Here is a 22,058-nt window from a genome sequence, read left to right as displayed (position 1 = left end):
GATAGTTAATTTTCCCTTGACAATTAATACCGAGCTATGTATGATGATAGCATACAGTACTAAGTACTGCAAATTGTTTTTGATCAACCTAGAATAGGTTTTATTTTAAAACAAAAACAGTACTTAGTACGGTTTAGATGGACAGGTTATTTATTGAAAGGAGAATTTAGTTATGAATTTAAGAAAACGACCACCAGCACAAGGATTCGGACGTATGTTAGCACATGGATTAGGTGTAGAAGAATTTGTTCAATTAATGGGACGGACAGAGTTGAATACGAATACCTTAAATCGGGTTGAGAACCCAGAAGATTTCATTGATGTGTGCTTGGATATTGGTGATAAGGCTTATAAATATGCAGAAAAAGAGTTAGCTTTGGGACATAAAGAAACAGCCTCTACATTCTTTCTCAATGCATGTGGCGTATACCGAGTAGCTGATTATGGATTGATTGAACCAAATGAAGAAAAATTGATGGTGTATAAAAAAGTTCCTGACAGCTTTATGCGTGGAAAAGAACTGAGCATTTATGACAAAGTAGTTAAAGTAGAAATTCCTTTTGAACATGCAACAATGCCAGGATATTTGACGATTCCAGAAGATGCTCCAAGTGATGTTCCTGTTGTGATCGTGATTGCAGGGGCAACTGGTTATAAAGAAGAGAACTATTCGTTAGCTCATCGATATTGGGAAAGAGGTTTTGCTACCTTGATTTTTGATGGACCAGGGCAAGGTGAATCCATGTTATTTAGAGGATACACATATACTGTGGATAATTTTGAAAAAGCATTAAAAGCTGCAATTGACTTTATTCATGCAGATGAACGTGTGGGAGATAAAATTGCGCTTCAAGGAATCAGCTATGGTGGTTATTTAGCAAGTAGAAGTGCTTGTTTCCTCAATGATGAGATTGAAGCAATTGTTTGTCGCGGTGGCTGTTCTCAAACTGATCAATTAACCGTTCCAAGAAATCATGCGTACTTACGAAATTTCAAAGTGAAGTTCAATGAATCAGATGATGAAAAAGCGAAAGCAATTAGTTCACAGATGAATATTGAACCATATCTACATCAAATTACAGTTCCGTTATTAGTACAACATACTGAGCAAGATTTAGTTTGCGGAGTTAAAGGCGCTAAAACAATTTTTGAAAAAGCCTCTAGTGTGGATAAGGAGTATTACGAAATTCCAGGTTCGTTACATTGTGGTGATGATTATGATGATACAGTTGCGTCGTACGCTGCAGATTGGGTGACGGATCGTTTAATGAAATAAGTAGAGAGCACAAATAAGAGCAAACATATAAAAATTTAACTAGTTAATGGAATTCTTCTATAACCAATTTTTAAATCCCACTTCTTAAAATTGTCATCATTTATGTAACAAGTAGATTTTCACTATTCTTTAGAATTATTTATTTGGCGAAGGATATTTATTAATTGAAAAAATACGGATGGAACGAGAAATAATCGGAGCATTAAAAAGATTGCGGGCAACCTAATGACGCGATTTTTTTAATGCTTTTTTTATAGATATAATACTGGTGTTTTAGTATGTCCAGATTATATAGAACGAGTTATGTTAAAATTAAAGACAATATAGCTAGGTTCCAGTTCATTGGTATCTTGAACAAATAAGTAATAAGAAGGAGGGGATAGAATTATGGAAGACGCTATTTTAATTTTTAACAACTTTAAATCGTTATTATACTCAATTGCATATAGAATCTGCCATTCACGTGAAGAAGCTGAGGATATTTTACAGGAGGTTCAACTGAAATGGTTAGAGCAACCAATGGATTCAATCGCCAATCCAAAAGCTTACTTATCAAAGTTAGTTGTTAATCGTTCAATCAACTATCTGAATTCTGCACGGGTTAAACGTTTAGATTATTATGGACCATGGATTCCAGAGCCAGAAATAGAACATGTTGAAGATCCAATAATCGGAAAAGAAAAAATTACGTATGCTCTCTTAGTTGTTATAGAATCCCTAACCCCGCAAGAGCGAGTAGTCTTTTTACTGAAAGATATTTTTGATTACTCACATAAAGAAATCAGTCAATTACTGGATATTACTCCTGAGAACTCTCGGAAATTATTGAGTCGATCCAAAAAAACAATTAAAGAAGTAAATGTGTCTGTTGATAGATTCAGTAATTCAGAAAATCAACAATTTATTGACTTATTTAATACAAGTATAGAAAAAGGAAACCTAACACCCTTATTGACTTATCTAACGACAGAAGCAAAAATGTCAATCGATGGAGGTCAAAAACGTCGTGCACCGCTTAGAACGTTGGTTCGATCAACTCGGATTGTTACTTTTTTAAAAGGAGTCATGCCTCACGCCTTTTTTGGAGATGAGCGTTTTGTTTCTAAAATTTACCAACAGCCTTGCTTGGTTATTAAAGAGAAAGGTCAAGTGAAAAGTATACTATTTTTAGGATTAAATATAGAAAAAAATAAGGTTCAGCATATTTTTATTATTAATAATCCAGATAAATTAAAACATATTTCTTAAAAGCCGTCACATTTTATTCGATTGTTTGGTCTTAATAAGTGTAACAACAAATAGCAATCGAAGGAGAGATTACAATGACTAACACAAGATTTTTATTGCCAAAAGAAAACAAGGCAGCGTATCAAAAAATTGCAGAACTAGACCAAATTGGTAAATCCAGTAGTATTAATGAAAAGTTACAGGAATTGATTAAAATCTATGCTTCACAATTAAATGGCTGTGTATTTTGTATTGATATGCACTCAAAAGATGCTTTAGACAAAGGAGAAAAATTACAAAGAGTTATTGGATTAACTGCATGGGAAGAGGCATCTTTTTATACAGCTGAAGAACGTGCAGTTCTCGCATTTACAAAGGAAGTAACTTTAATTCAACAAGGTGGGGTAAGTGATGAGACTTATTATGAATTGCAAAAATATTACAGCGAAAAGGCAATTGGCGAGTTGCTTGTATTAGTGGGAACGATTAATATTTATAACCGCATTGGTGTAACGACACGGTTACAGCCAAAATCTGAATAAACGGCGAGAAAAACGCATCTCCTTTTGAAATAAGAGAGACTTCACAAAAATTTTAAAAGCAATTTTCGTGAAGTCTCTCTTATTTTTCGGAGCTAAATGCTTTTGTCTCGTCATCTTTTATTTATTAGCTATTTGGATTATCTGTTTGATTGTCTAGAATTTCTTTTGCTAAGCGTTGTGCAGTAGGTGTCACAGCTAGGCCACCTTCAGCTGTTTCTTTAAATATCTGCGGCATTTGACGACCAACTTGATACATTGCAGCAACCACTTCATCTGGTGGAATCACGCTACGAATGCCAGCTAAGGCCATATCAGCTGAAATAAAGGCTTGAGAAGAACCTAAAGCATTACGTTTCACACAAGGAACTTCTACTAGACCTGCTACAGGATCACAAATCAAACCCATCATATTTTTTAAAGTAATGGCAATCGCTTGTGCAGCTTGATCAGCAGAACCGCCAGCGGCACATACTAAAGCGGCACTGGCCATCGCACTGGCAGAACCAACTTCGGCCTGACAACCACCTTCAGCACCACTGATCGATGAATTATTAGCGATTACTAAACCAAAAGCACCAGCAGTAAATAAGAAATCTAACTGTTGTTCATGCGACAACTGTAATTTTTCAATGGCAGCCATTAAAACACCAGGAACCACACCAGCACTTCCAGCAGTTGGTGTAGCACAAATCAAGCCCATATTAGCATTGACTTCATTAACTGCAACAGCATTTCTGACAGCCGTTAAAATGGTTTCTCCACTTAAAAAGTTTCCACTTTGGATATATTCGTCGAGACGAGTTGCATCGCCACCTGTAATTCCAGTCACTGATGTTACGCCATCAACACCTTCCTCGATGGATTGTTTCATGACAGCAAGATTACGCTCCATTGTTTCAATGATTCGTTCACGGCTATGACCGTGGTTTTCTATCTCAGTTGCAATCATCAATTCAGCAACTGATGGGAAATCTGCGGCTTGTTTCACTAATTCTTCTATAGATAGAAACATAACTAGTTTTCTCCTTTAATTTAAATTAATCAAAATAATTTACACTGTAAATATGAGGGATCTGGACTAATTTCATTGTAATATCACCGATATCGGCATGGTCGATTTCAATAATCATGATAGCTTTTTCACCTTTTGACTCCCGCGTTACAGTCATTGTTCCAATATTGATATTTGTATCAGATAGTAGATTAGTCACTTTGGCGATCATTCCAGGCACATCTTGGTGCACAATAATAAACGTTGGCGTCCCCATTGTCAGTGAAATCTTAAACCCATTAAGTTCCGAGATTTGAATATTTCCGCCACCAATTGATATGCCTGTGACAGAAAGTTTTCGATTTCCTTTAGAAACAAGCAATTTGACTGAATTCGGGTGCTCAGCTTTTTCTTTAAGTGGTACAAATAAAACTTCCATATTATGCTCATGAGCAATCTTTAAAGAATCAGCAAGACGTTCGTCATCCGGTTCCATATCCAACAACCCACCAACTAAGGCAATATCAGTTCCATGACCACGATATGTTTTTGCAAAAGATTCATACAAGTAAATATCCACTGTATCGGGCTGTTCACCAAAGATACTCCGAACAATTTTACCGATACGAGCAGCGCCAGCAGTATGAGAACTGCTTGGCCCGATCATAACAGGGCCAATGATGTCAAAAACACTTTTGTAACGTAGATTTTCCATTATTTATTCACCTATCCTTTAGTTAAAATCAGGATTTTTCTAACGAAAGTCTATCACAATTAAAGGAAAGAAACTAGAACTGTACTAAAAATGCGAGAAAAACTTATCTTGCTCTCATTTCTACTCTAAAAATTACGCTAGAAAAGTATTGAAATTTGATCAGAAGCAGAGTATACTAATTAAGTGTGCATTTTTGCATACAGGTTTTCTTTGATTCGTCAAAGAATGACGTGGGAGGAGAAATCTTCATCTCCAATTAACCACATCACGGACTCAAGGAGGTATGTCTCGTGGCAAAAAAAGTAGAAAAATTAGTTAAATTGCAAATTCCTGCAGGTAAAGCAACACCAGCTCCGCCAGTAGGTCCAGCATTAGGTCAAGCGGGTATCAACATTATGGGATTCACTAAAGAATTCAACGCTCGTACAGCTGATCAAGCTGGTTTGATTATTCCAGTTGTAATTTCTGTATATGAAGACCGTTCATTTACATTTATTACAAAAACACCACCAGCTGCAGTATTACTTAAAAAAGCTGCAAAAATCGAAAAAGGTTCTGGTGAGCCAAACAAAACTAAAGTAGCTAAAGTATCTAGCGATCAAGTAAAAGAAATCGCTGAACTTAAAATGGCAGACCTAAACGCAGCAGACGTTGAAGCGGCTATGCGCATGGTTGAAGGAACTGCAAGAAGCATGGGAATCACTGTAGAATAATTTTTATTCTACGTCTCTCAAAGAAGTAGCTTCTCAGTTTATTTCATATTCAAAGATATGAATTACGTGGGAGGTTCGACCGTTATAACCACAATCAAGGAGGAAACAAAATGGCTAAAAAAAGCAAAAAAATGCAAGATGCATTAAAAAAAGTTGAAGCAACAAAAGTTTACCCTGTAGCAGAAGCGATCGCTTTGGCTAAAGACACAAATATCGCAAAATTCGACGCAACTGTTGAAGTTGCTTACCGTTTAAATGTAGATCCTAAAAAAGCAGACCAACAAATCCGTGGTGCTGTAGTATTACCTAACGGAACTGGTAAAACACAAAGCGTTTTAGTTTTTGCTAAAGGCGACAAAGCAAAAGAAGCTGAAGCAGCTGGTGCTGATTACGTAGGTGACGCTGATATGGTTCAAAAAATCCAAGGTGGATGGTTTGACTTTGACGTAGTAGTAGCAACTCCAGACATGATGGCTGAAGTTGGTAAATTAGGTCGTGTCTTAGGTCCTAAAGGTCTTATGCCTAACCCTAAAACTGGTACTGTAACAATGGACGTAACAAAAGCGGTTAACGAAGTAAAAGCTGGTAAAGTAACTTACCGTGTTGACAAAGCTGGTAACATCCATGTACCAATTGGTAAAGTTTCATTTGATAATGAAAAATTACTAGAAAACTTCAATACAATCAATGATGTATTGTTAAAAGCTAAACCATCAGCAGCAAAAGGTCAATATATCAAAAACATTTCAGTAACAACTACATTTGGACCTGGAATCCACGTTGACCAAGCTTCATTTTAATTAGAAAAGCTGAATGAACTTGCTCAGGACTGACAGAAAAATAGGAAATACTATTTGTGACGCTTTTTGTCACCAACAGTATTTATCTTTTTTCCGAAGTACTAGTTCATGAAGCTAGATCAAAAAGAAAAGCTGAATAAGTAAAAAAAATTATTGACTCAACTACCTTTCCCATGGTAAGGTAGTTGAGGTTAATAATTAACTGTACCGAAGACAGTAGGTGACGCAAGTCTTAATTTCCTACCGAGGACAATTGTTGATACATACAATTACGTCCCTCTATGTCAACGGTGGCATGGAGTTTTTTGCTGTGAAACACAATTTTTTATAAAAAATTGATGTTGAACAGTACTAGAGGAGCAAAGCGACTGTAGAATCATTACGAGCGGAGCGAGCCTGTACTTTAATCACAACAATACAAACTCCACCCATCAATAATCAGGAGGTGAAAATAAATGAGTGAAGCAGCAATCGCTAAAAAAGAAACCCTAGTCGAAGAAGCAACAGCTAAGTTTCAAGCAGCAGCTTCTGTAGTTATCGTTGACTACCGTGGTTTGACTGTAGAAGAAGTGACTAACTTACGTAAACAATTGCGTGATGCAAATGTTGAAATGAAAGTTATCAAAAACTCTATCCTTTCACGTGCAGCTAAAAAAGCTGGACTAGAAGGCTTGGACGAAGTATTTACAGGACCTACAGCAATCGCTTTTAGTAACGAAGATGTAGTAGCACCTGCTAAAATCATCGACGAATTTGCAAGTACTGCCAAAGCATTGGAAATTAAAGGTGGCGTTATTGAAGGTAAAGTATCTTCAGTAGAAGAAATGACATCTTTAGCAAAACTTCCAAGTCGCGATGGACTACTTTCTATGCTATTATCTGTATTACAAGCGCCAGTCAGACAAGTGGCTTACGCTGTCAAAGCAGTGGCAGAAAAAGAAGAAGAAGTTGCATAATTGCAGCCTAGTAATAAACTAATAAAAAATAATGAATTATTAAAACGGAGGAAACCATAATGGCATTGAACATTGAAAACATTGTTGCAGAATTAGAAGGCGCAACTATTTTAGAATTAAACGATTTAGTAAAAGCTATTGAAGAAAAATTTGACGTATCTGCAGCAGCTCCAGTAGCAGCAGCAGCAGGTCCAGCAGCAGCTGGCGAAGAACAAACTGAATTCACTGTAGAATTAACTTCTGCTGGTGACCAAAAAGTTAAAGTTATCAAAGCAGTTCGTGAAGCAACTGGCCTTGGCTTGAAAGAAGCTAAAGCAGTAGTTGATGGCGCACCTGCACCAGTTAAAGAAGGCGTTTCTAAAGATGAAGCAGAAGCTTTAAAAGCTGCTTTAGAAGAAGTTGGCGCTGCAGTAACAGTAAAATAATCTTTTTAAGATTGATTTTGAAGCTAGAATCCAAATGGATTCTAGCTTTTTTAGTGTGCTAAATTCAAATAAATGTTTTTTATTTAATTTTTTTCTATTTATAAAATCCTATCTTTCGCAAGAAAATAAATAATCTGTTAGCATAGTAAAGTAATCATTTTTATATTTCTAAAGGAGGCTATATTATGCATTGGTTATGGGTTTTAATCGTAGGTGGTGTTATCGGTGCTATCGCCGGAGCAATCACAAGCAAAGGAAAATCGATGGGCTGGATTTTTAATATTATTGCGGGTCTTGTAGGTTCATCAATTGGTCAATCACTTCTAGGAAGTTGGGGACCTCAAGTAGCCGGAATGGCATTGATTCCATCAATTATCGGAGCAGTGATTTTAGTTGCTGTGGTATCATTTTTTGTAGGCAAAAATTAGACAGATTCATAGAAAAAGGATGGGACAGAAGCTTAATTCTGAACCCACCGTTTTTCTGGATTTTAAGTGAGTATGCTATGACTCGAAGAGTTATAGCATACTCACTTTTTTATAGTCTGATTTTATGTTTTTATTCAAATAATCCATCAATAAATTCTTCATAATTTTTCATACCTAACAGTTTATCCAACTTTTTTGATTTGAAAATGTATCGATCATAAAATCAAATAATTGCCTAAACTTCTTCATATCATCTTGGTTCATAACGATCATAATGATTACTTGAACATAATGATTTCCCCATTTTACAGGCCGGTCGTTCAAAATAATAGAGATTCCAGTTTTTTTTGCGCTCATCTCAATTGCATGTGGTAAAGCAACGGAATTATTGAATGATGTGGCGGACATTTTTTCCCTCTCTTTAATCAAGTCAATAAAGTGAGGATTGATATATTTTTTTTTGACTAATTGCTCACCTAGATGCTCGATATACAAATTGGGTGATTTTAAATAAATGTTTCGTTCAAACCGTTCTGGTGTGAGGTAAGTTTGAACGCTTTCTTTTAGTGTATTCAATAATTTCTCCTGTTTCAAAAGCTGAATCTTTTGCAGGATTTTTTCGCTATCTTTTTCTGATAAAAACGGAGAAATCTGAACCATACCCGTCAACTCTTTTATTTCGATTGTAGATATAACTAGATCCGCATTCTTCATTTTAGTTAAACTTTCATAGTCTAGTCGATAAAAAGTTCCTAAAATATTTAAACTAGATTTGAATGTATCGCCAATTTTATAGACTAAACGTTTATGCATATCATAATATTCTGGAGTATAGATCACACAACTTAATTTATTCTCTGTCTCAAATTTTTCTTCAAAGTATGAGCCGATATGAAGAGCGATAAACGTAATTTCATCATCTGAAATTGGAATATTGATTTGTTCTTGAATTTGTTTGGCAATAAAAACAGCAACTTCGTAAATAAAAGCGTATGACTGTTTGATTTCTTCTGATAAAGGATTGTAGACTTGTTTGCCGATTTTGGCACGTGAAATCAAATTAGAAACATGTAAAGCTAGATTCAATACGAGTTTATCAGAAATATGGCTGATAAAATATTTTTCAGCGACTGTTTCCATCATGTTTGAGATAAATGTATAAACAGAGGTTTCCATATAATCTTTTAAAAAAGCATCGTTTGAGGGTGAGATTTTAGTCATTAATAAAAGCGTCAGATTGTTGATTTCATAAAGGTCCATTTCAATAGCAAAAGCTTGATCGATATCTTTTCCAATCGCAATAGCAAGCTGATATTCAATTTGATCTTTAGAGAAAAGTTCGGGAATAAGGTCCATCTCAGAGCGCTGATGATGAAAAAGCCGATTGATGGCGATAGCGATATGTAGCAATAAACTGTTAATAGCGTAGCCATTTATATAGAGATGCTGATTGCTTAAACGATCGATCACGATTTTTTGAATCATCTCGATCGAAATATCTGGGAAGATCGTCTGAAGATGATCGATAGATTGAAAATTTTTTAGTGCTTCATCTTGCAACATATCACTAGCGAGTTTTCTAAAGTTTGACTCATTCCCTTCCAGACTTAAACAATGCCCATATTTAACAATTTTTAAATGGTATTTATTCAATTTTTTTCGAAGTCGAAGGGTGTCTTTTTCGATTGTTGGAATACTGACAAATAATGATTCTGCTACATCAAAGTAGTCGACATTTTTATGTTTTATCAATAAATTCATCAAGTAATTCATACGGTCGATAGGCGTATTCAATTCTTGTTTATCTTTAGAAATGAAATCTTCGATCCGAAAGCCTCTATCGATTTTATACCCTTGTTTAGAAGATTGAATCATTTCCAATGGGGTACGTTGATTGATTCGAGCTACGTAATTGCGGATCGTTCTTGTTGACGTAGATAACGCTCCAGCCAGAAAAGATGCAGATAACCAGTTATGATGTTGGAGCAATAATTTTACCAGTGCTGCTTCTTTTTTATTTAAGGACACAATATATCCGCTCCTCTACTTTTTTATATTTCTTATTATTCGTTCTTTTAAGTAGCAAATCAAGTACAGTTGCTTCCGCCATAGTGGTAGGACTAGGAAAGAATCATATTTGATAGAGGGCTTCAAAATGTAGATGATAGGAGTGTAGTAAGCAGGCAAACTTATTACACTTTTAAAATTCGGAGGAGATAAAAATGAGTGAATTAAATGTATTACTAGTCTGCGGATCGGGAGCCAGTAGCGGTTTTATGGCAGCGAATATGCGTAAGGCAGCCAAAACAAAAAAATTAGACATGAGTATTGTAGCAAGAAGCGAATCTGAAATTGAGAATTATATTGAAGAAATCGATGCGTTGATGGTTGGACCTCATCTTGAATATATCATTGACGAAATTGATGAGATCATTCATGGTTTTCCGGTAAAAGTTATTCTAATGAAAAAAGAGTATTACGCAACACTGGACGGAGACGCTGCTATTGAGCATTTGTTAAGTTCGCTAAAAGAAAATGAATAGCTTAAAAAGGAGACGAAAATATGAATAAATTGATTTTTTGGTTGGAAAATAGTTTCTCGCCTAAAATGAACAAGGTAAATAATAATCCTTGGATTGTTAGTATCAAAGATTCGATCATGCAGACATTACCATTCATTTTCTTAGGTTCAATTTTCTCGATGCTAGCGATTTTAAATGAATATTTTCCAGCCTTGCCAAGTTTTTGGATACCATTTGGCTGGACGATGGGGAAAATTTCCTTATTTGTAGCATTTTTGATTCCGTTTAACTTGATGGAAAAAAAGAGACTGCGTAAGCAAAGAATCGTTGCAGGGATGAGTGGGTTAGTTTTATTTTTGATGATCATTTCACCACAAATCGAGAAAGATGGTGCTGTTGGCTTTGGGCATGATGCATTAGGTGCTGGCGGAATGTTTGTTGCGATCGTTGCTGGATTGATTGCTGGTTTTGTACTAGTCACATTAGGAAAGTTCACGTTCTTCAAAGAAGAATCAGTGATTCCTGATTTTGTCAGAGCTTGGTTTGATTCTATGCTTCCGATTGGGATCATTGTTATCTTTGGTTGGGTCGTGGTTTTGATCATGAAAGTGGATTTATATAATATTGTTTTAAGTATATTTATGCCTTTATCTAGCTTTATGGAATCTCCTGGTGGTTTTGTGGGCATGATGTTTTTGATTTGTTTCCTTTATTCGATGGGGATCTCCACTTGGGTTTTAACACCTGTGGTTCAACCGGTCTTATTAAAAGCTATTGCTGAAAATATCGCACTTGTTCAAAATGGCACGGCTTCTGTTGAAACGTTGAATTTAGTTACAAGCAGTACTCTATATTCAGCTTATCTTTGGATCGGTGGAATTGGTTGTACAATGCCTTTGGTTTTGATGATGATGCGGGCTCGATCAAAAAAAATCAGTGCTTTAGGGAAAGCGTGTATCGTTCCTTCGATTTTTAATATCAATGAACCGGTGATTTTTGGAGCTGTCGCTTGGAATCCTTTGTTGATGATTCCGATGTGGTTGCAGGGAATTATTTTACCAATCGTGATTTATATTTTTACGAAAGTAATTCCGTTTGCACCAATTCCTAAAGTTCAATTTGAACTCTGGTATTGTCCGTTTCCATTTGCTACTTGGTTTACGACAGGAACGATCACAGGTCTTATTTTGATGCTTGTCATATTTGTATTATCTACAGCCATTTGGTATCCATTCTTTAAAGCATATGACGACCAAGAAACGAAAGCAGAAAATCAATTGTTGAAGGAGGCTTAATAGATGGACGATATACTGTCACAGCAAGCTATGAAAATTATTTTATTCGCCGGAGATGCTAGAGTCAATTGTAAAAATGCTCTTATTGCTGTTGAAAAAAATGACTTTGAAGTAGCTAAAACAGAAATGAAAGTTGCTAAAACCAATATTACTGAAGCTCATAAAATACAAACTAAAGCAATACAAGGTGAAATGGGAGAAGAAAGAAACTCGCCTGATCATTCATTGTTATTCACACATGCTCAAGATACATTGATGACAATCTACAGCGAAATCAATCTGGCTAATCATTTAATTAAAATAGCTGAAGGAATCGATGAACGTTTAACATTGCTTGAAAAATAATAAGAGAAAAGAGGTCAAACATATGCATCAAGTACCAACTGGATTTCCGAAAGATTTTTTATGGGGTGGAGCTGTTGCTGCCAATCAATGTGAGGGGGCTTTTGACTATCAAGGCAAAGGTACAAGTGTAGCAGATATCAACGAGTTTAGAGCAGATCTCCCTTTAGAAAAAAGATCGAATGCTGAAATTTCTACTACTTACATCGAAGAAGCACTAAAAAATAAAACAGGCGTTTTTCCAAAAAGATGGGGCATCAACTTTAAAGAAACGTATCCTGATGATTTAAAATTATTAGGAGATCTGGGACTCAATTTGTTTAGAACATCGATCGATTGGTCTAGGATTTTTCCAAATGGTGATGATCTTGAGCCAAATGAAGCTGGTTTACTTTTTTATGATAAGCTGATTGATGAAATTATTGCTAATGGGATGGAACCTATGATTACATTGTCCCATTATGAAATGCCGCTAAACCTTACATTGAACTATAAAGGGTGGTATTCAAGAGAAGTTGTAGATTTCTTTGTTCGTTACTGTAAGGTTATTTTTGACCGATATCAAGGAAAAGTAAAATATTGGATCGTGATCAATCAGATCAATTTGATCGGTCATGAATCATTTAATCATTTAGGAATTGCAGAAGATAAAGTAGATAATCTGCTGGAAGCTAAATATCAAGGGGTACATCATATGATGGTCGCTTCTGCTTTAGCTACGGAATATGCGCATCAAGTTGATGAAAATTATGAAGTTGGGATGATGCTTTGTGGCGGTCCAGAATATGCGGCTACTTGCGAGCCGGAGGATGTCCTAGCAACGTTGAAAATCAATCAAATGCAGTATTTCTTTGCGGATGTGTTAATAAGAGGTTACTATCCAGGCTATGCGTTTCGATATTTTGAAGAACATGATATTAATCTGGAATTTGCTGAAAAGGATGAAGAGATTCTGAAAAATACAGCTGATTACCTCTCGTTTTCTTATTACTATACACAAATTTGTGATGCGAAACATATTGAACCGTATCGAAACAAAGCATTACCGGCAAATCCATGGGGCTGGACAATTGATCCTCTAGGACTTAGAACATTACTGAATTCTTTTTATGATCGTTATCAATGTCCGATTTACATCACAGAGAATGGTATTGGTTGTTATGATCAGTTAGAAAAAAATGATAGTGTTCATGATGACTATCGTATTGATTATTACAAAGCTCATATTGAGCAAATGAAAGAAGCAATTAAGGATGGTGTGGATCTCAGAGGCTATTGTGCTTGGGGACCGATCGATATAATCAGTTGTTCTTCTTCTGAAATGAGTAAAAGATATGGATTTATTTACGTGGATCAAGATGATTACGGAAAAGGAAGCCAAAGACGTTATTTGAAAGATAGTTATCACTGGATGAAACAGGTAATTACTAGTAATGGCGAAAAACTATAATATTAGTTTTATTGGTGTACATGAACAGCGATTCCGATTATATAAAAGTGTTTAGTACAATTATCATTAAAAAAATCCCTGCATTACGCGGGGATTTTTTTTTATTACATTCACTTTAAAGATTAAACTAAATTGAATGACCAACTAATACCAAATTGGTCTGTTAATTGACCGAATAAATCTGACCAATCCGTTTTTTGTAAAGGCATCACATGGGTAGCGCCAATTGATAGCTTTGTGAAATAATTTGTCAATTTCTCAGGATCAGTTATTTCTATGACTAAGCCAACATTTCTGCCATAAGAAATTTTATTCATAAAACTAGGTGTGTCTGAGAACATAATGGTATGCTCTTCAATTTTAAGGCTAGCATTCATGACTAGCGTTTGACTTTTCTCATCTAAATCAGGTATTCCTAAAGTAGCATAAGTGACTAAATCAAGGCAATTTGTTTCAAAGACTTGTTCATAAAATGCGATAGCATCTTTCGACTGATCTTCAAATGTAATATAAGTTGCAATTGGCATTACTAATTCCTCCGTTCTATTTGTCTTAGATTTTATCGTTTAGTCAACTTCACGACAACTTCGCATCGTGCTGTTTGTGGAAACATATCCACTGACTGTAAATATGTCACATCAAAAACTTTAGCTAGATCGACTAAATCTTTAGCTAGAGTGGAGACATTACAAGAGATATAGACCATCTTTTTAGGTGGCTGCTTTAAAATGGCTTTCAGCAATTTTTGATCCAATCCGGTTCTAGGTGGGTCAACAATGATTGCATCAGGTTTAAAGCCGCTTTGAAGCCATTTAGGCAACAGTTCTTCCGCAGTTCCCACTTCATAATGAGTATTGGTTACACCTAAACGTTCAGCATTCATCTTAGCATCTTCGATGGCTGCTGGAATGATATCCATTCCTCGAACTTCTTTTGCTTGTTTAGCGATACTTAAACCAATAGTTCCAACACCGCAATAAGCATCAACGACAGTTTCATTTGGTTGTAGATCTAAAGCTTTCAACGCTTCATTATATAGAACTTCCGTTTGTTCTGGATTTAGCTGGAAAAAGGCTCTAGGAGATAAATCAAAGGTTACTTCGTTGATTTGTTCTTCAATACTTTCTTTACCCCAGACGTGGATTGTTTCATCACCCATAACAATCGAAGTTCGTTTATTTTGAACGTTTTGCATAATCGAAACAACTTCTGGAAGATGTTGTGTGATTTCATCGATCAAGGCCTTTTTTTGTGGGAATTTTACGGATTGCGTAATAAAAACAACTTGGACTTCATTTGTTTTGACACCGACACGCACCATCAAAGTTCGGAAGATGCCGCTGTTTTTTCGTTCATTATAAATTGGTAATTGATATTTGTTCAATAACTCTACTAAAGCGTTCATGACTTTAGTTGTCGCTGGTTGTTGAACGAGGCAATCATCAATAGGAACTAAACGATGAGAATCGGCTTGATAGAGACCAGCCTCAACTTCTCCTTCGATTTTACGTAATTGAAATTGCGCTTTATTCCTATAATTCCAAGGATTTTTCATGCCGATAGTTTTAGGTAGTTGATAATTCTCATAGTTTCTTGGTCTAAACTTATTTAGCGACTGCTTCAAAAGATCCTTTTTAAAGAGTAGTTGCGCCGGATAAGCTAAATGTTGCAGCTGACAGCCACCGCAAGCTTCGTAAACTGGACAAGGCGGCACGACACGTTCAGGTGCTGCTTTTATGATTTTCTTTAATTGGCCTTCTACAAAACGAGGGGCTATTTTTGTGATTTCTACAGAGATATCTTCTTTTGGTAAGGCACCTGGGACGAAAACGATCGTCTTTTTATAATACCCGATGCCTTCTCCATTGATGCCTAAACGTTTTATTTTTAAAGGAATCGTTTGTCCTTCTTTTAATAGTTGTGTGGTCATAATTCCATCCTTTTGATCCATAGATCCATTAATCAGATATATCAATAGTTCTTATTTTAGCATAATTTGTCTAGTTTAGCTTCTACCAATTATATGTTATAGTAGAATATATGTTCTCACTAGAAAGGCGGGAAAAGATGGAAACAATCACGAAAATTACAAAAGACAAAGGACAGTTTTATCTTATCTGGTTGTCTTCAGGAGAAAAATTACGTGTATCTGAGGATACGTTAGTCCACCAACGCTTGTTAAAAGGACAAGAGTTGTCAAAAGAAATGGTGGAAAAAATAAAAAAAGCTGGGTCTTATGATGTAGGTTTGCAGATGTCTTTAAATTATTTAAGCTATCAGTTACGCTCAAAAAAAGAAATCTTAGATTATTTGAAAGAAAAGGAAATTTTGCCAGAAGATCGAAAAAGCATCGTGATCCGTTTGGAAGAAATGAACCTTTTAGACGATAAAATATTTAGTGAAAGTTATGTTCGTACTTTGATGCGAACAAGTGATAAAGGACCCAAAATGATTGAACAACAACTAAAACGAAAAGGCTTGAATGACGAAGACATTCAACATGGGTTAACTTTTTATACTATGGATGAGCAAGTAGAAGTAGCAAAAGCAACGGCTGAAAAGGCGATGAGACGTTACCGTACAAAAAGCTTTAAAGATGCTGTGCAAAAAGTCCAAATGCATTTGATGCAAAAAGGATTTAATCGTGAAGTGATCGATTTGGCTTTAGAAGAGCTATCATTTGAAAAAGATGAAGAGCAAGAATTAGAGGTAATCAGAAAAGAAGGCGATAAATTATGGGAAAAACATCGCAAATTAGATCCCTATAAACGCCTAATGAAAGTCAAACAAGGTCTGTTCCAAAAACGTTTTGACTCAGATTTGATTCAGCAATATTTTGACGAAAAGGAATTAGAAAATGAAGAATAATAACTATTGGGAAACGTGGGGAGAAGAGAAGCTTCGTTCTTTTCAAGAAACATTTATTGCTTGGTATGAAAAAGAAAAAAGAAACTTACCTTGGCGAGTTAACTTAGATCCATATCGAATTTGGATTTCAGAAATCATGTTACAACAAACTCGTGTCGATACAGTAATCGATTATTACTATCGTTTTATGGAATGGTTCCCAACGATCCAAGATTTGGCGAATGCACCAGATGAAAAACTATTAAAAGCTTGGGAAGGGCTGGGCTATTACTCCAGAGCAAGAAACTTAAAAATTGCCGCACAACAAATTGTAAATGAATTTGATGGTCAAATGCCTAGAACGATCGAAGAAATTCGACAATTAAAAGGGATTGGGCCTTATACTGCAGGAGCGATTGGAAGTATCGCTTTTCAACTTCCTGAACCAGCAATTGATGGAAATGTGATGCGTGTAGTAAGCCGTTTGTTTGAAATTGAGGATGATATCGCAAAAGCTAGCAGTCGTAAAGTTTTTGAAGAAGCGATGTATAAAATTATTGATGAAGAACGACCAGGAGATTTTAATCAAGCGATGATGGATTTAGGCTCAGCAGTGTGCACGCCGACGTCACCTAAATGTGAAAGGTGTCCCATTCAATCCTATTGTTTAAGTTATCAAAAAAATACAATGACCAATTTTCCAGTAAAATCTAAAAAACTAAAGCCAAAAGATGTGTATTATATTGGCGGTATTATTGAAAATAAACAGCAAGAATTTTTATTAAGTCAGCGTGATGAGAAGGGATTATTAGCCAATATGTGGCTATTTCCGATCAATGAAATCACAAAAGAGCGCTTTGAATTTTTACAAGAAAATTGGGCGAAAGAACAGCAACAAATGTCATTAGATTTTGAAGAACATAGTATGGTTGCAGAAGATACTGTAGACATTTTTGAAGAGTATTCGCAAGTGGTTTGGCAAAAACGAACATTAGGTGAAGTGACTCATATTTTCAGCCATTTAAAATGGCATATTCTCGTTTTTTATGGCCGTCAGACTGGTTTTACGGAAATTACTGAAAAACAGCGTTGGGTCAAAGAAACTGATTTTTCAACATTAGTGTTTCCTAAACCCCAACAAAAGATGATTGAACTTTTTGAAACAGATCGAAAAAATAATAAAAATGAGATGGGCTAGATAATATACAGATAACAACGTTTTGTTTGACTTTATTGGGTACTTTTCAATAGCTGTTCATTTTATTCTCTATGTTTCAAAATAAAACCAAACTCCTTAGTATGCAAAGTTGAAAATTATGATATAATTGTAATGACATCGGTGTAATGAACACCCAAACGAAGAATAATCAGCTTTTTAAGTGATTTTTTCGTACTAGGGAAAGTTGGGGGACTATGGCAATTCCAAAAGAAGGTGAATTTGTAACGATTCAAAGTTACAAACACGACGGACATTTGCATCGAACATGGCGAGATACTATGGTATTAAAAACAAGTGAGTATTCAGTGATTGGTGTCAACGATCATACGTTGGTGACAGAGTCTGATGGACGTCGCTGGGTGACTCGAGAGCCTGCTATTGTTTATTTTCATAAAAAATACTGGTTCAACATAATAGCGATGATTAGAGAAAAGGGGGTTTCTTATTACTGCAATCTAGCGTCACCTTATCTTTTAGACGATGAAGCGTTGAAGTATATCGATTATGATTTGGATATCAAGGTTTTTCCTGATGGGGAGAAACGTCTGTTAGATGTGGATGAATATGAATTTCACAGTAAGATCATGGAATATCCAGAAGATATTGATTTTATTCTAAAAGAAAATGTTAAGACATTAGTAGATTGGATTAATAATGAAAAAGGCCCATTTTCCGATGCTTATGTAGATATTTGGTATCAGCGTTATCTAGAGTTATCGAAGAAATAGCCAATGTAAGATGTTAAATGAAAAAGAAACTGAACCAAAGCCTAATTAAGTCTTGGTTCAGTTTCTTTTATTATTAATCAATAGAATATGATTATAATGGCTACCGACTTATTCTTAAGTCTAAAGAGCTTTATTCATTTTATAATGCTCAATATCAGCATCTAGAAATTTTTCGCCTTCTTTTACATAGCCCATCCTTTCATAAAAGCCAAGTGCTGTTATTTGAGCGCCCAAAGTCACTATATGATAACCTTGTTCTTTAGAAAAGCTCTCAGCAGCTTCAACAATCAATCGACCATATTCTTTTCCTCTGAATTTTTTTTGAACGGCCATTCGTTGCAATTTAATCACCCCATCTTCAAGAGGGAGTAAACGGCAAGTTGCAACGGCTACATTTTCATCCGAGTATAAGACAAAATGGATACAAGCAGCTTCATATTTATCAATTTCAATTTCTTTAGGAACATGTTGTTCTAACATAAACACTTGATGACGGATAGAAAGAGCATCTAGATAGATAGCACTCATAGTATCTTTTGTGTGAACGATTTTCATTTGACACCTCTATTATAATTATTTTACTTAATTATACATTAAAAAAATAAACATTAGAACTTTGGAATAATTGGATGGTTTTCGTTTGTAAAAATGGTAGTGACACTGTACATTTTAGCTAATGAAAAAAATACTACTTTTTTATTTCAGCTTTTTTTGAACGAAAGATAGGTATAAAGTACTATTGCTATCTCACTTAAGAAATGTTATGTTAAAATCTATTAAAAGCGTTTATGGACGAAGTAAAAAATAGACTTTTTAATAATAAAAGGAGGGGTCTCTTTGTTTGAAAAATTAAGACAGTCAAAATTATTTTTCTGGTCAGCAGAATTACTCGTTATTGCAACGTTGATTTTTGTTTCAACAAAAATCAATTTTCTGTTTACACCAATTGGTACATTTTTTTCAACATTATTTGCACCAGTTTTGGTCGCAGGATTTTTGTATTATATTTTAAATCCAATCGTCAACTTATTGATGAAAACGAAGATGAAACGAATATATGCAGTGCTTTTAGTTTTATTGATTTTGCTAGTGGCGCTTATTTTGATTTTAGTGAGTGTAATCCCTAAGCTAGCGTCTCAATTAGCTAGTTTGGCATCAAATATGCCAACAGTTTTCAGCAATGTAGAAGCTTGGGTTTATAAAATGGCGGAATTACCTTTGTTTAAAGAGGTTGATTTGACTAGTTATATAGAGAAGTTGGATATTTCTTATGGAAAAATTATTCAACAATTTTTAAGTGGTTTGTCTACTAGTTTAGGTTCAGTAGTCTCAACCGTTGCTTCAACGACAATTGTTATTTTTACAGCGCCATTTATCCTATTTTATATGATGAAAGATGGCGACCGCTTAGTACCTGGGATAAAAAAATTTTTACCAGAAAATCGTCAAGAAAGTATTGCGCAATTATTATCAAAAATCAATAAAACGCTAGCTAACTATATTAGCGGACAAGCAATCGAATGTCTATTTGTAGGTACATTCACTGCTATTGGTTATTCTTTAATTGGTGTTCGCTATGCCTTTTTATTCGGCGTGATTGCGGGTTTTACCAATTTAATTCCTTATCTTGGACCATATCTAGGATTAGCACCAGCAGTTTTTGTAACTGTGTTTGATGAACCGATTAAAGCTGTATTTTGTTGTGTTGTTGTTTTAATCGTTCAGCAAATCGATGGAAATATTATTTATCCAAATGTTATTGGAAAGTCATTGCAGATCCATCCTTTAACAATCATTATTGTATTATTAGTTGCTGGAAATATCGCTGGACTTTTAGGAATCTTTTTAGGTGTACCATTTTATGCAATTGCTAAAACAGTAGCTATTCATGTGATGGGAATGATTCGAGAAAGTAGAAGTGAAAAAATTGTATTAACTGGTGAAGGCAATGACTTGACGATGAAGGAAAAATAATAACGAATATTGAAATTGATTGCTATTTGTGATAGTATTTTAACGTGACTACTTGCTGTGGTCACGTTTTTTATCAGATTACTTAGTAAACAGTTTGTTACTAAATGAAATTGGAAAACGGAATATTACGTTTTCTGAATATTTTAAGAGGAGAGAGTGCACATTATGAATGCTGACCCCGAGAGTCAGTCGCTTATCGCGCAAATTTTATTATTGATCGTATTAACTTTGATCAATGCGTTTCTTGCTGCTGCGGAAATAGCCGTTGTTTCAGTCAATAAGAATCGTGTCGAACAAAAAGCAGAAGAAGGAGACGCCAAAGCGAAGAAGTTATTAAAAATTTTGCAAGATCCTACTAGCTTTTTATCAACGATTCAAGTAGGTATTACATTAGTGAACATTTTATCTGGAGCTTCTTTGGCTGATACCTTGTCAGCAAGACTAGCGCCTGTACTTGGCGGCGGAACTGCTGCAAAAAGTATAGCGAATATTATTATTTTAGCTATGTTAACCTATGTTTCCATCGTTTTTGGTGAATTATATCCGAAACGAATTGCAATGAATAAATCGGAAGAAGTAGCTCAAGCGACCTCTGGATTTGTGCGTATATTAGGAGTGATTGCTCGACCGTTTGTGTGGTTGCTATCAGCTTCGACAGATTTACTTTCAAAACTTACACCTATGAAGTTTGATGACGCTGATTCAAAAATGACACGTGATGAAATGCGTTACATGTTAGAATCAGAAGGTGTTTTAGATAATGATGAACTAGAAATGCTTCAAGGTGTTTTTTCGTTGGACACAAAAGTAGCGCGTGAAGTAATGGTTCCGCGTACAGATGCTTTTATGATTAACATTGAAGATGATATAGAAGAAAATATTACTTCGATTTTATCAGAAAACTTTTCAAGGATTCCTGTCTATAATGAAGACAAAGACAAAATCGTGGGTGTCTTACACACTAAAAATTTACTAAAAGCAGCGCATAAATTAGGTTTTGATAATATCGAGTTAAAAAATATTATTCAAGAACCATTATTTGTCCCAGAAACTATTTTTATTGATGATTTACTCTATGAATTGAAAAGAACGCAAAACCAAATGGCTATTTTGTTAGATGAATATGGTGGTGTCGTTGGTCTAGCAACATTGGAAGATTTACTAGAAGAAATCGTTGGTGAAATTGACGATGAAACAGACGAAGTGGAAAATTTATATGCTAAGATTAGTGATCATGAATACTTGATCCAAGGTAGAATGTTGATTGATGAATTTAACGAAGCGTTTGGCACAGATTTGCATATGAGTGATGTTGATACGATGGCTGGTTATCTGATTACCGCATTAGGGACAATTCCTGATGAGGGAGAGAAACTATCATTTGATATTGGCAACATCACATTGACTTCAGAAGAAATGGAAGGAACTAGAGTATTGGCTTTAAAAGTTGTATTTCATGATGAAGAAATCGTAGATGAAGAACCAGAAGAAAATCGTCGTTTCTTTCGTAAAGAGCTGGAAGATGATGAACCTAGAAGGTAAGGTTTAAAAACAAAGAATATAGAAAGAAACTGGAGTATCTTTGAAACGTTCAAAGTAAGCTCCAGT

At 35.2% G+C, this 22,058-nt stretch carries 23 protein-coding genes and 1 other annotated feature; of the genes, 17 read left to right on the top strand and 6 right to left on the bottom strand.

Translation table 11 applies throughout. The features are described from left to right. The first annotated feature begins 172 nt into the window (after positions 1–172). The 3 genes from A5880_RS03655 to A5880_RS03645 all read left to right on the top strand — a co-directional run bounded on the left by A5880_RS03655 (position 173) and on the right by A5880_RS03645 (position 3,045). The gene (locus tag A5880_RS03655) at positions 173–1,276 is read left to right on the top strand and encodes an alpha/beta hydrolase family protein (RefSeq protein ID WP_086331850.1); all 1,104 of its coding nucleotides are present in this window, start codon (positions 173–175) and stop codon (positions 1,274–1,276) included. A 387-nt stretch (positions 1,277–1,663) separates the two neighbouring features. Next, positions 1,664–2,524, top strand: coding sequence for a sigma-70 family RNA polymerase sigma factor (locus tag A5880_RS03650; RefSeq protein WP_086331849.1), 861 nt, complete (start codon positions 1,664–1,666; stop codon positions 2,522–2,524). A 74-nt stretch (positions 2,525–2,598) separates the two neighbouring features. Continuing rightward, entirely contained in the window at positions 2,599–3,045 is a 447-nt protein-coding gene (locus tag A5880_RS03645; protein WP_086331848.1) for a carboxymuconolactone decarboxylase family protein, read from the top strand. 124 nt (positions 3,046–3,169) lie between these two features. Here the strand turns inward: A5880_RS03645 and sdaAA are convergent, their stop codons facing one another. Next, positions 3,170–4,057 carry an L-serine ammonia-lyase, iron-sulfur-dependent, subunit alpha gene (sdaAA, locus tag A5880_RS03640; RefSeq protein ID WP_086331847.1) on the bottom strand — a complete coding sequence of 296 codons (888 nt, stop codon included), beginning with the start codon at positions 4,055–4,057 and terminating at the stop codon, positions 3,170–3,172. A 25-nt stretch (positions 4,058–4,082) separates the two neighbouring features. Next, complete coding sequence (gene sdaAB, locus A5880_RS03635) at positions 4,083–4,751, bottom strand: L-serine ammonia-lyase, iron-sulfur-dependent subunit beta (protein WP_086331846.1); 669 nt, start codon at positions 4,749–4,751, stop codon at positions 4,083–4,085. Positions 4,752–5,041: 290 nt separating this feature from the next. Here sdaAB and rplK point away from each other — a divergent pair, with 290 nt between their 5' ends. From rplK to A5880_RS03610, 5 genes are all read left to right on the top strand, one after another. Continuing rightward, positions 5,042–5,464: a 50S ribosomal protein L11 gene (gene rplK / locus A5880_RS03630; RefSeq protein ID WP_086331845.1), complete on the top strand. Its 423-nt coding sequence runs from the start codon at positions 5,042–5,044 to the stop codon at positions 5,462–5,464. A gap of 110 nt (positions 5,465–5,574) precedes the next feature. Next, complete coding sequence (rplA, locus tag A5880_RS03625; protein ID WP_025872837.1) at positions 5,575–6,264, top strand: 50S ribosomal protein L1; 690 nt, start codon at positions 5,575–5,577, stop codon at positions 6,262–6,264. 189 nt (positions 6,265–6,453) lie between these two features. Then, positions 6,454–6,580: a sequence feature (ribosomal protein L10 leader region), on the top strand. Between the two features lie 139 nt (positions 6,581–6,719). Beyond that, a complete protein-coding gene (gene rplJ / locus A5880_RS03620; RefSeq protein ID WP_010773252.1) occupies positions 6,720–7,220 on the top strand; it encodes a 50S ribosomal protein L10 in 501 nt (166 codons plus the stop codon). Between the two features lie 59 nt (positions 7,221–7,279). Further along, positions 7,280–7,645, top strand: coding sequence for a 50S ribosomal protein L7/L12 (gene rplL, locus A5880_RS03615; protein ID WP_069633962.1), 366 nt, complete (start codon positions 7,280–7,282; stop codon positions 7,643–7,645). Between the two features lie 185 nt (positions 7,646–7,830). Beyond that, complete coding sequence (locus tag A5880_RS03610; protein ID WP_086331844.1) at positions 7,831–8,073, top strand: GlsB/YeaQ/YmgE family stress response membrane protein; 243 nt, start codon at positions 7,831–7,833, stop codon at positions 8,071–8,073. Positions 8,074–8,247: 174 nt separating this feature from the next. Here the strand turns inward: A5880_RS03610 and A5880_RS03605 are convergent, their stop codons facing one another. Continuing rightward, entirely contained in the window at positions 8,248–10,101 is a 1,854-nt protein-coding gene (locus tag A5880_RS03605) for a BglG family transcription antiterminator (RefSeq protein WP_336576950.1), read from the bottom strand. Positions 10,102–10,295: 194 nt separating this feature from the next. On the opposite strand from A5880_RS03605, the gene A5880_RS03600 reads away from it, so the two are divergent. From A5880_RS03600 to A5880_RS03585, 4 genes are read left to right on the top strand one after another with little or no spacing between them, the layout of a single operon-like run. Beyond that, positions 10,296–10,616 carry a PTS sugar transporter subunit IIB gene (locus A5880_RS03600; protein WP_086312080.1) on the top strand — a complete coding sequence of 107 codons (321 nt, stop codon included), beginning with the start codon at positions 10,296–10,298 and terminating at the stop codon, positions 10,614–10,616. A 20-nt stretch (positions 10,617–10,636) separates the two neighbouring features. Continuing rightward, the gene (locus A5880_RS03595) at positions 10,637–11,890 is read left to right on the top strand and encodes a PTS sugar transporter subunit IIC (protein WP_086331842.1); all 1,254 of its coding nucleotides are present in this window, start codon (positions 10,637–10,639) and stop codon (positions 11,888–11,890) included. A 3-nt stretch (positions 11,891–11,893) separates the two neighbouring features. Next, positions 11,894–12,235 (top strand): PTS lactose/cellobiose transporter subunit IIA, encoded by a 342-nt coding sequence (locus A5880_RS03590; RefSeq protein ID WP_086331841.1) that lies wholly within the window; start codon positions 11,894–11,896, stop codon positions 12,233–12,235. Between the two features lie 22 nt (positions 12,236–12,257). Then, positions 12,258–13,682, top strand: coding sequence for a glycoside hydrolase family 1 protein (locus tag A5880_RS03585; protein ID WP_086331840.1), 1,425 nt, complete (start codon positions 12,258–12,260; stop codon positions 13,680–13,682). A 122-nt stretch (positions 13,683–13,804) separates the two neighbouring features. Here A5880_RS03585 and A5880_RS03580 read toward each other — a convergent pair whose 3' ends face one another. Both A5880_RS03580 and rlmD read right to left on the bottom strand, forming a co-directional pair. Continuing rightward, complete coding sequence (locus A5880_RS03580; protein ID WP_086331839.1) at positions 13,805–14,209, bottom strand: VOC family protein; 405 nt, start codon at positions 14,207–14,209, stop codon at positions 13,805–13,807. 32 nt (positions 14,210–14,241) lie between these two features. After that, on the bottom strand, positions 14,242–15,612 hold the full coding sequence (gene rlmD / locus A5880_RS03575; protein ID WP_086331838.1) for a 23S rRNA (uracil(1939)-C(5))-methyltransferase RlmD: 1,371 nt from the start codon (positions 15,610–15,612) through the stop codon (positions 14,242–14,244). A 137-nt stretch (positions 15,613–15,749) separates the two neighbouring features. On the opposite strand from rlmD, the gene recX reads away from it, so the two are divergent. The 3 genes from recX (at position 15,750) to bph (ending at position 18,476) form a co-directional block, all read left to right on the top strand. Beyond that, entirely contained in the window at positions 15,750–16,550 is an 801-nt protein-coding gene (recX, locus tag A5880_RS03570) for a recombination regulator RecX (RefSeq protein ID WP_086331837.1), read from the top strand. Then, complete coding sequence (gene mutY, locus A5880_RS03565) at positions 16,540–17,727, top strand: A/G-specific adenine glycosylase (protein WP_086331836.1); 1,188 nt, start codon at positions 16,540–16,542, stop codon at positions 17,725–17,727. The genes recX and mutY overlap by 11 nt, the downstream gene beginning before the upstream one ends. A 215-nt stretch (positions 17,728–17,942) precedes the next feature. Continuing rightward, on the top strand, positions 17,943–18,476 hold the full coding sequence (gene bph / locus A5880_RS03560) for a biofilm phosphatase Bph (protein WP_086331835.1): 534 nt from the start codon (positions 17,943–17,945) through the stop codon (positions 18,474–18,476). A 120-nt stretch (positions 18,477–18,596) separates the two neighbouring features. On the opposite strand, the gene A5880_RS03555 is transcribed toward bph, so the two are convergent. After that, the gene (locus A5880_RS03555) at positions 18,597–19,031 is read right to left on the bottom strand and encodes a GNAT family N-acetyltransferase (RefSeq protein WP_086331834.1); all 435 of its coding nucleotides are present in this window, start codon (positions 19,029–19,031) and stop codon (positions 18,597–18,599) included. 282 nt (positions 19,032–19,313) lie between these two features. Here A5880_RS03555 and A5880_RS03550 point away from each other — a divergent pair, with 282 nt between their 5' ends. Both A5880_RS03550 and A5880_RS03545 read left to right on the top strand, forming a co-directional pair. Further along, positions 19,314–20,450, top strand: a complete 1,137-nt coding sequence (locus tag A5880_RS03550; RefSeq protein ID WP_086331833.1) for an AI-2E family transporter — start codon at positions 19,314–19,316, stop codon at positions 20,448–20,450. Between the two features lie 165 nt (positions 20,451–20,615). Further along, positions 20,616–21,992, top strand: a complete 1,377-nt coding sequence (locus tag A5880_RS03545; RefSeq protein ID WP_086331832.1) for a hemolysin family protein — start codon at positions 20,616–20,618, stop codon at positions 21,990–21,992. The last annotated feature ends 66 nt before the right edge of the window (positions 21,993–22,058 follow it).

This window comes from Enterococcus sp. 4G2_DIV0659, from assembly GCF_002140715.2.
Lineage (GTDB): Bacteria > Bacillota > Bacilli > Lactobacillales > Enterococcaceae > Enterococcus_L > Enterococcus_L mansonii.
The sequence above is the reverse complement of the archived record's forward strand: the minus strand, read 5'-3'. Positions and strand labels throughout refer to the sequence as shown.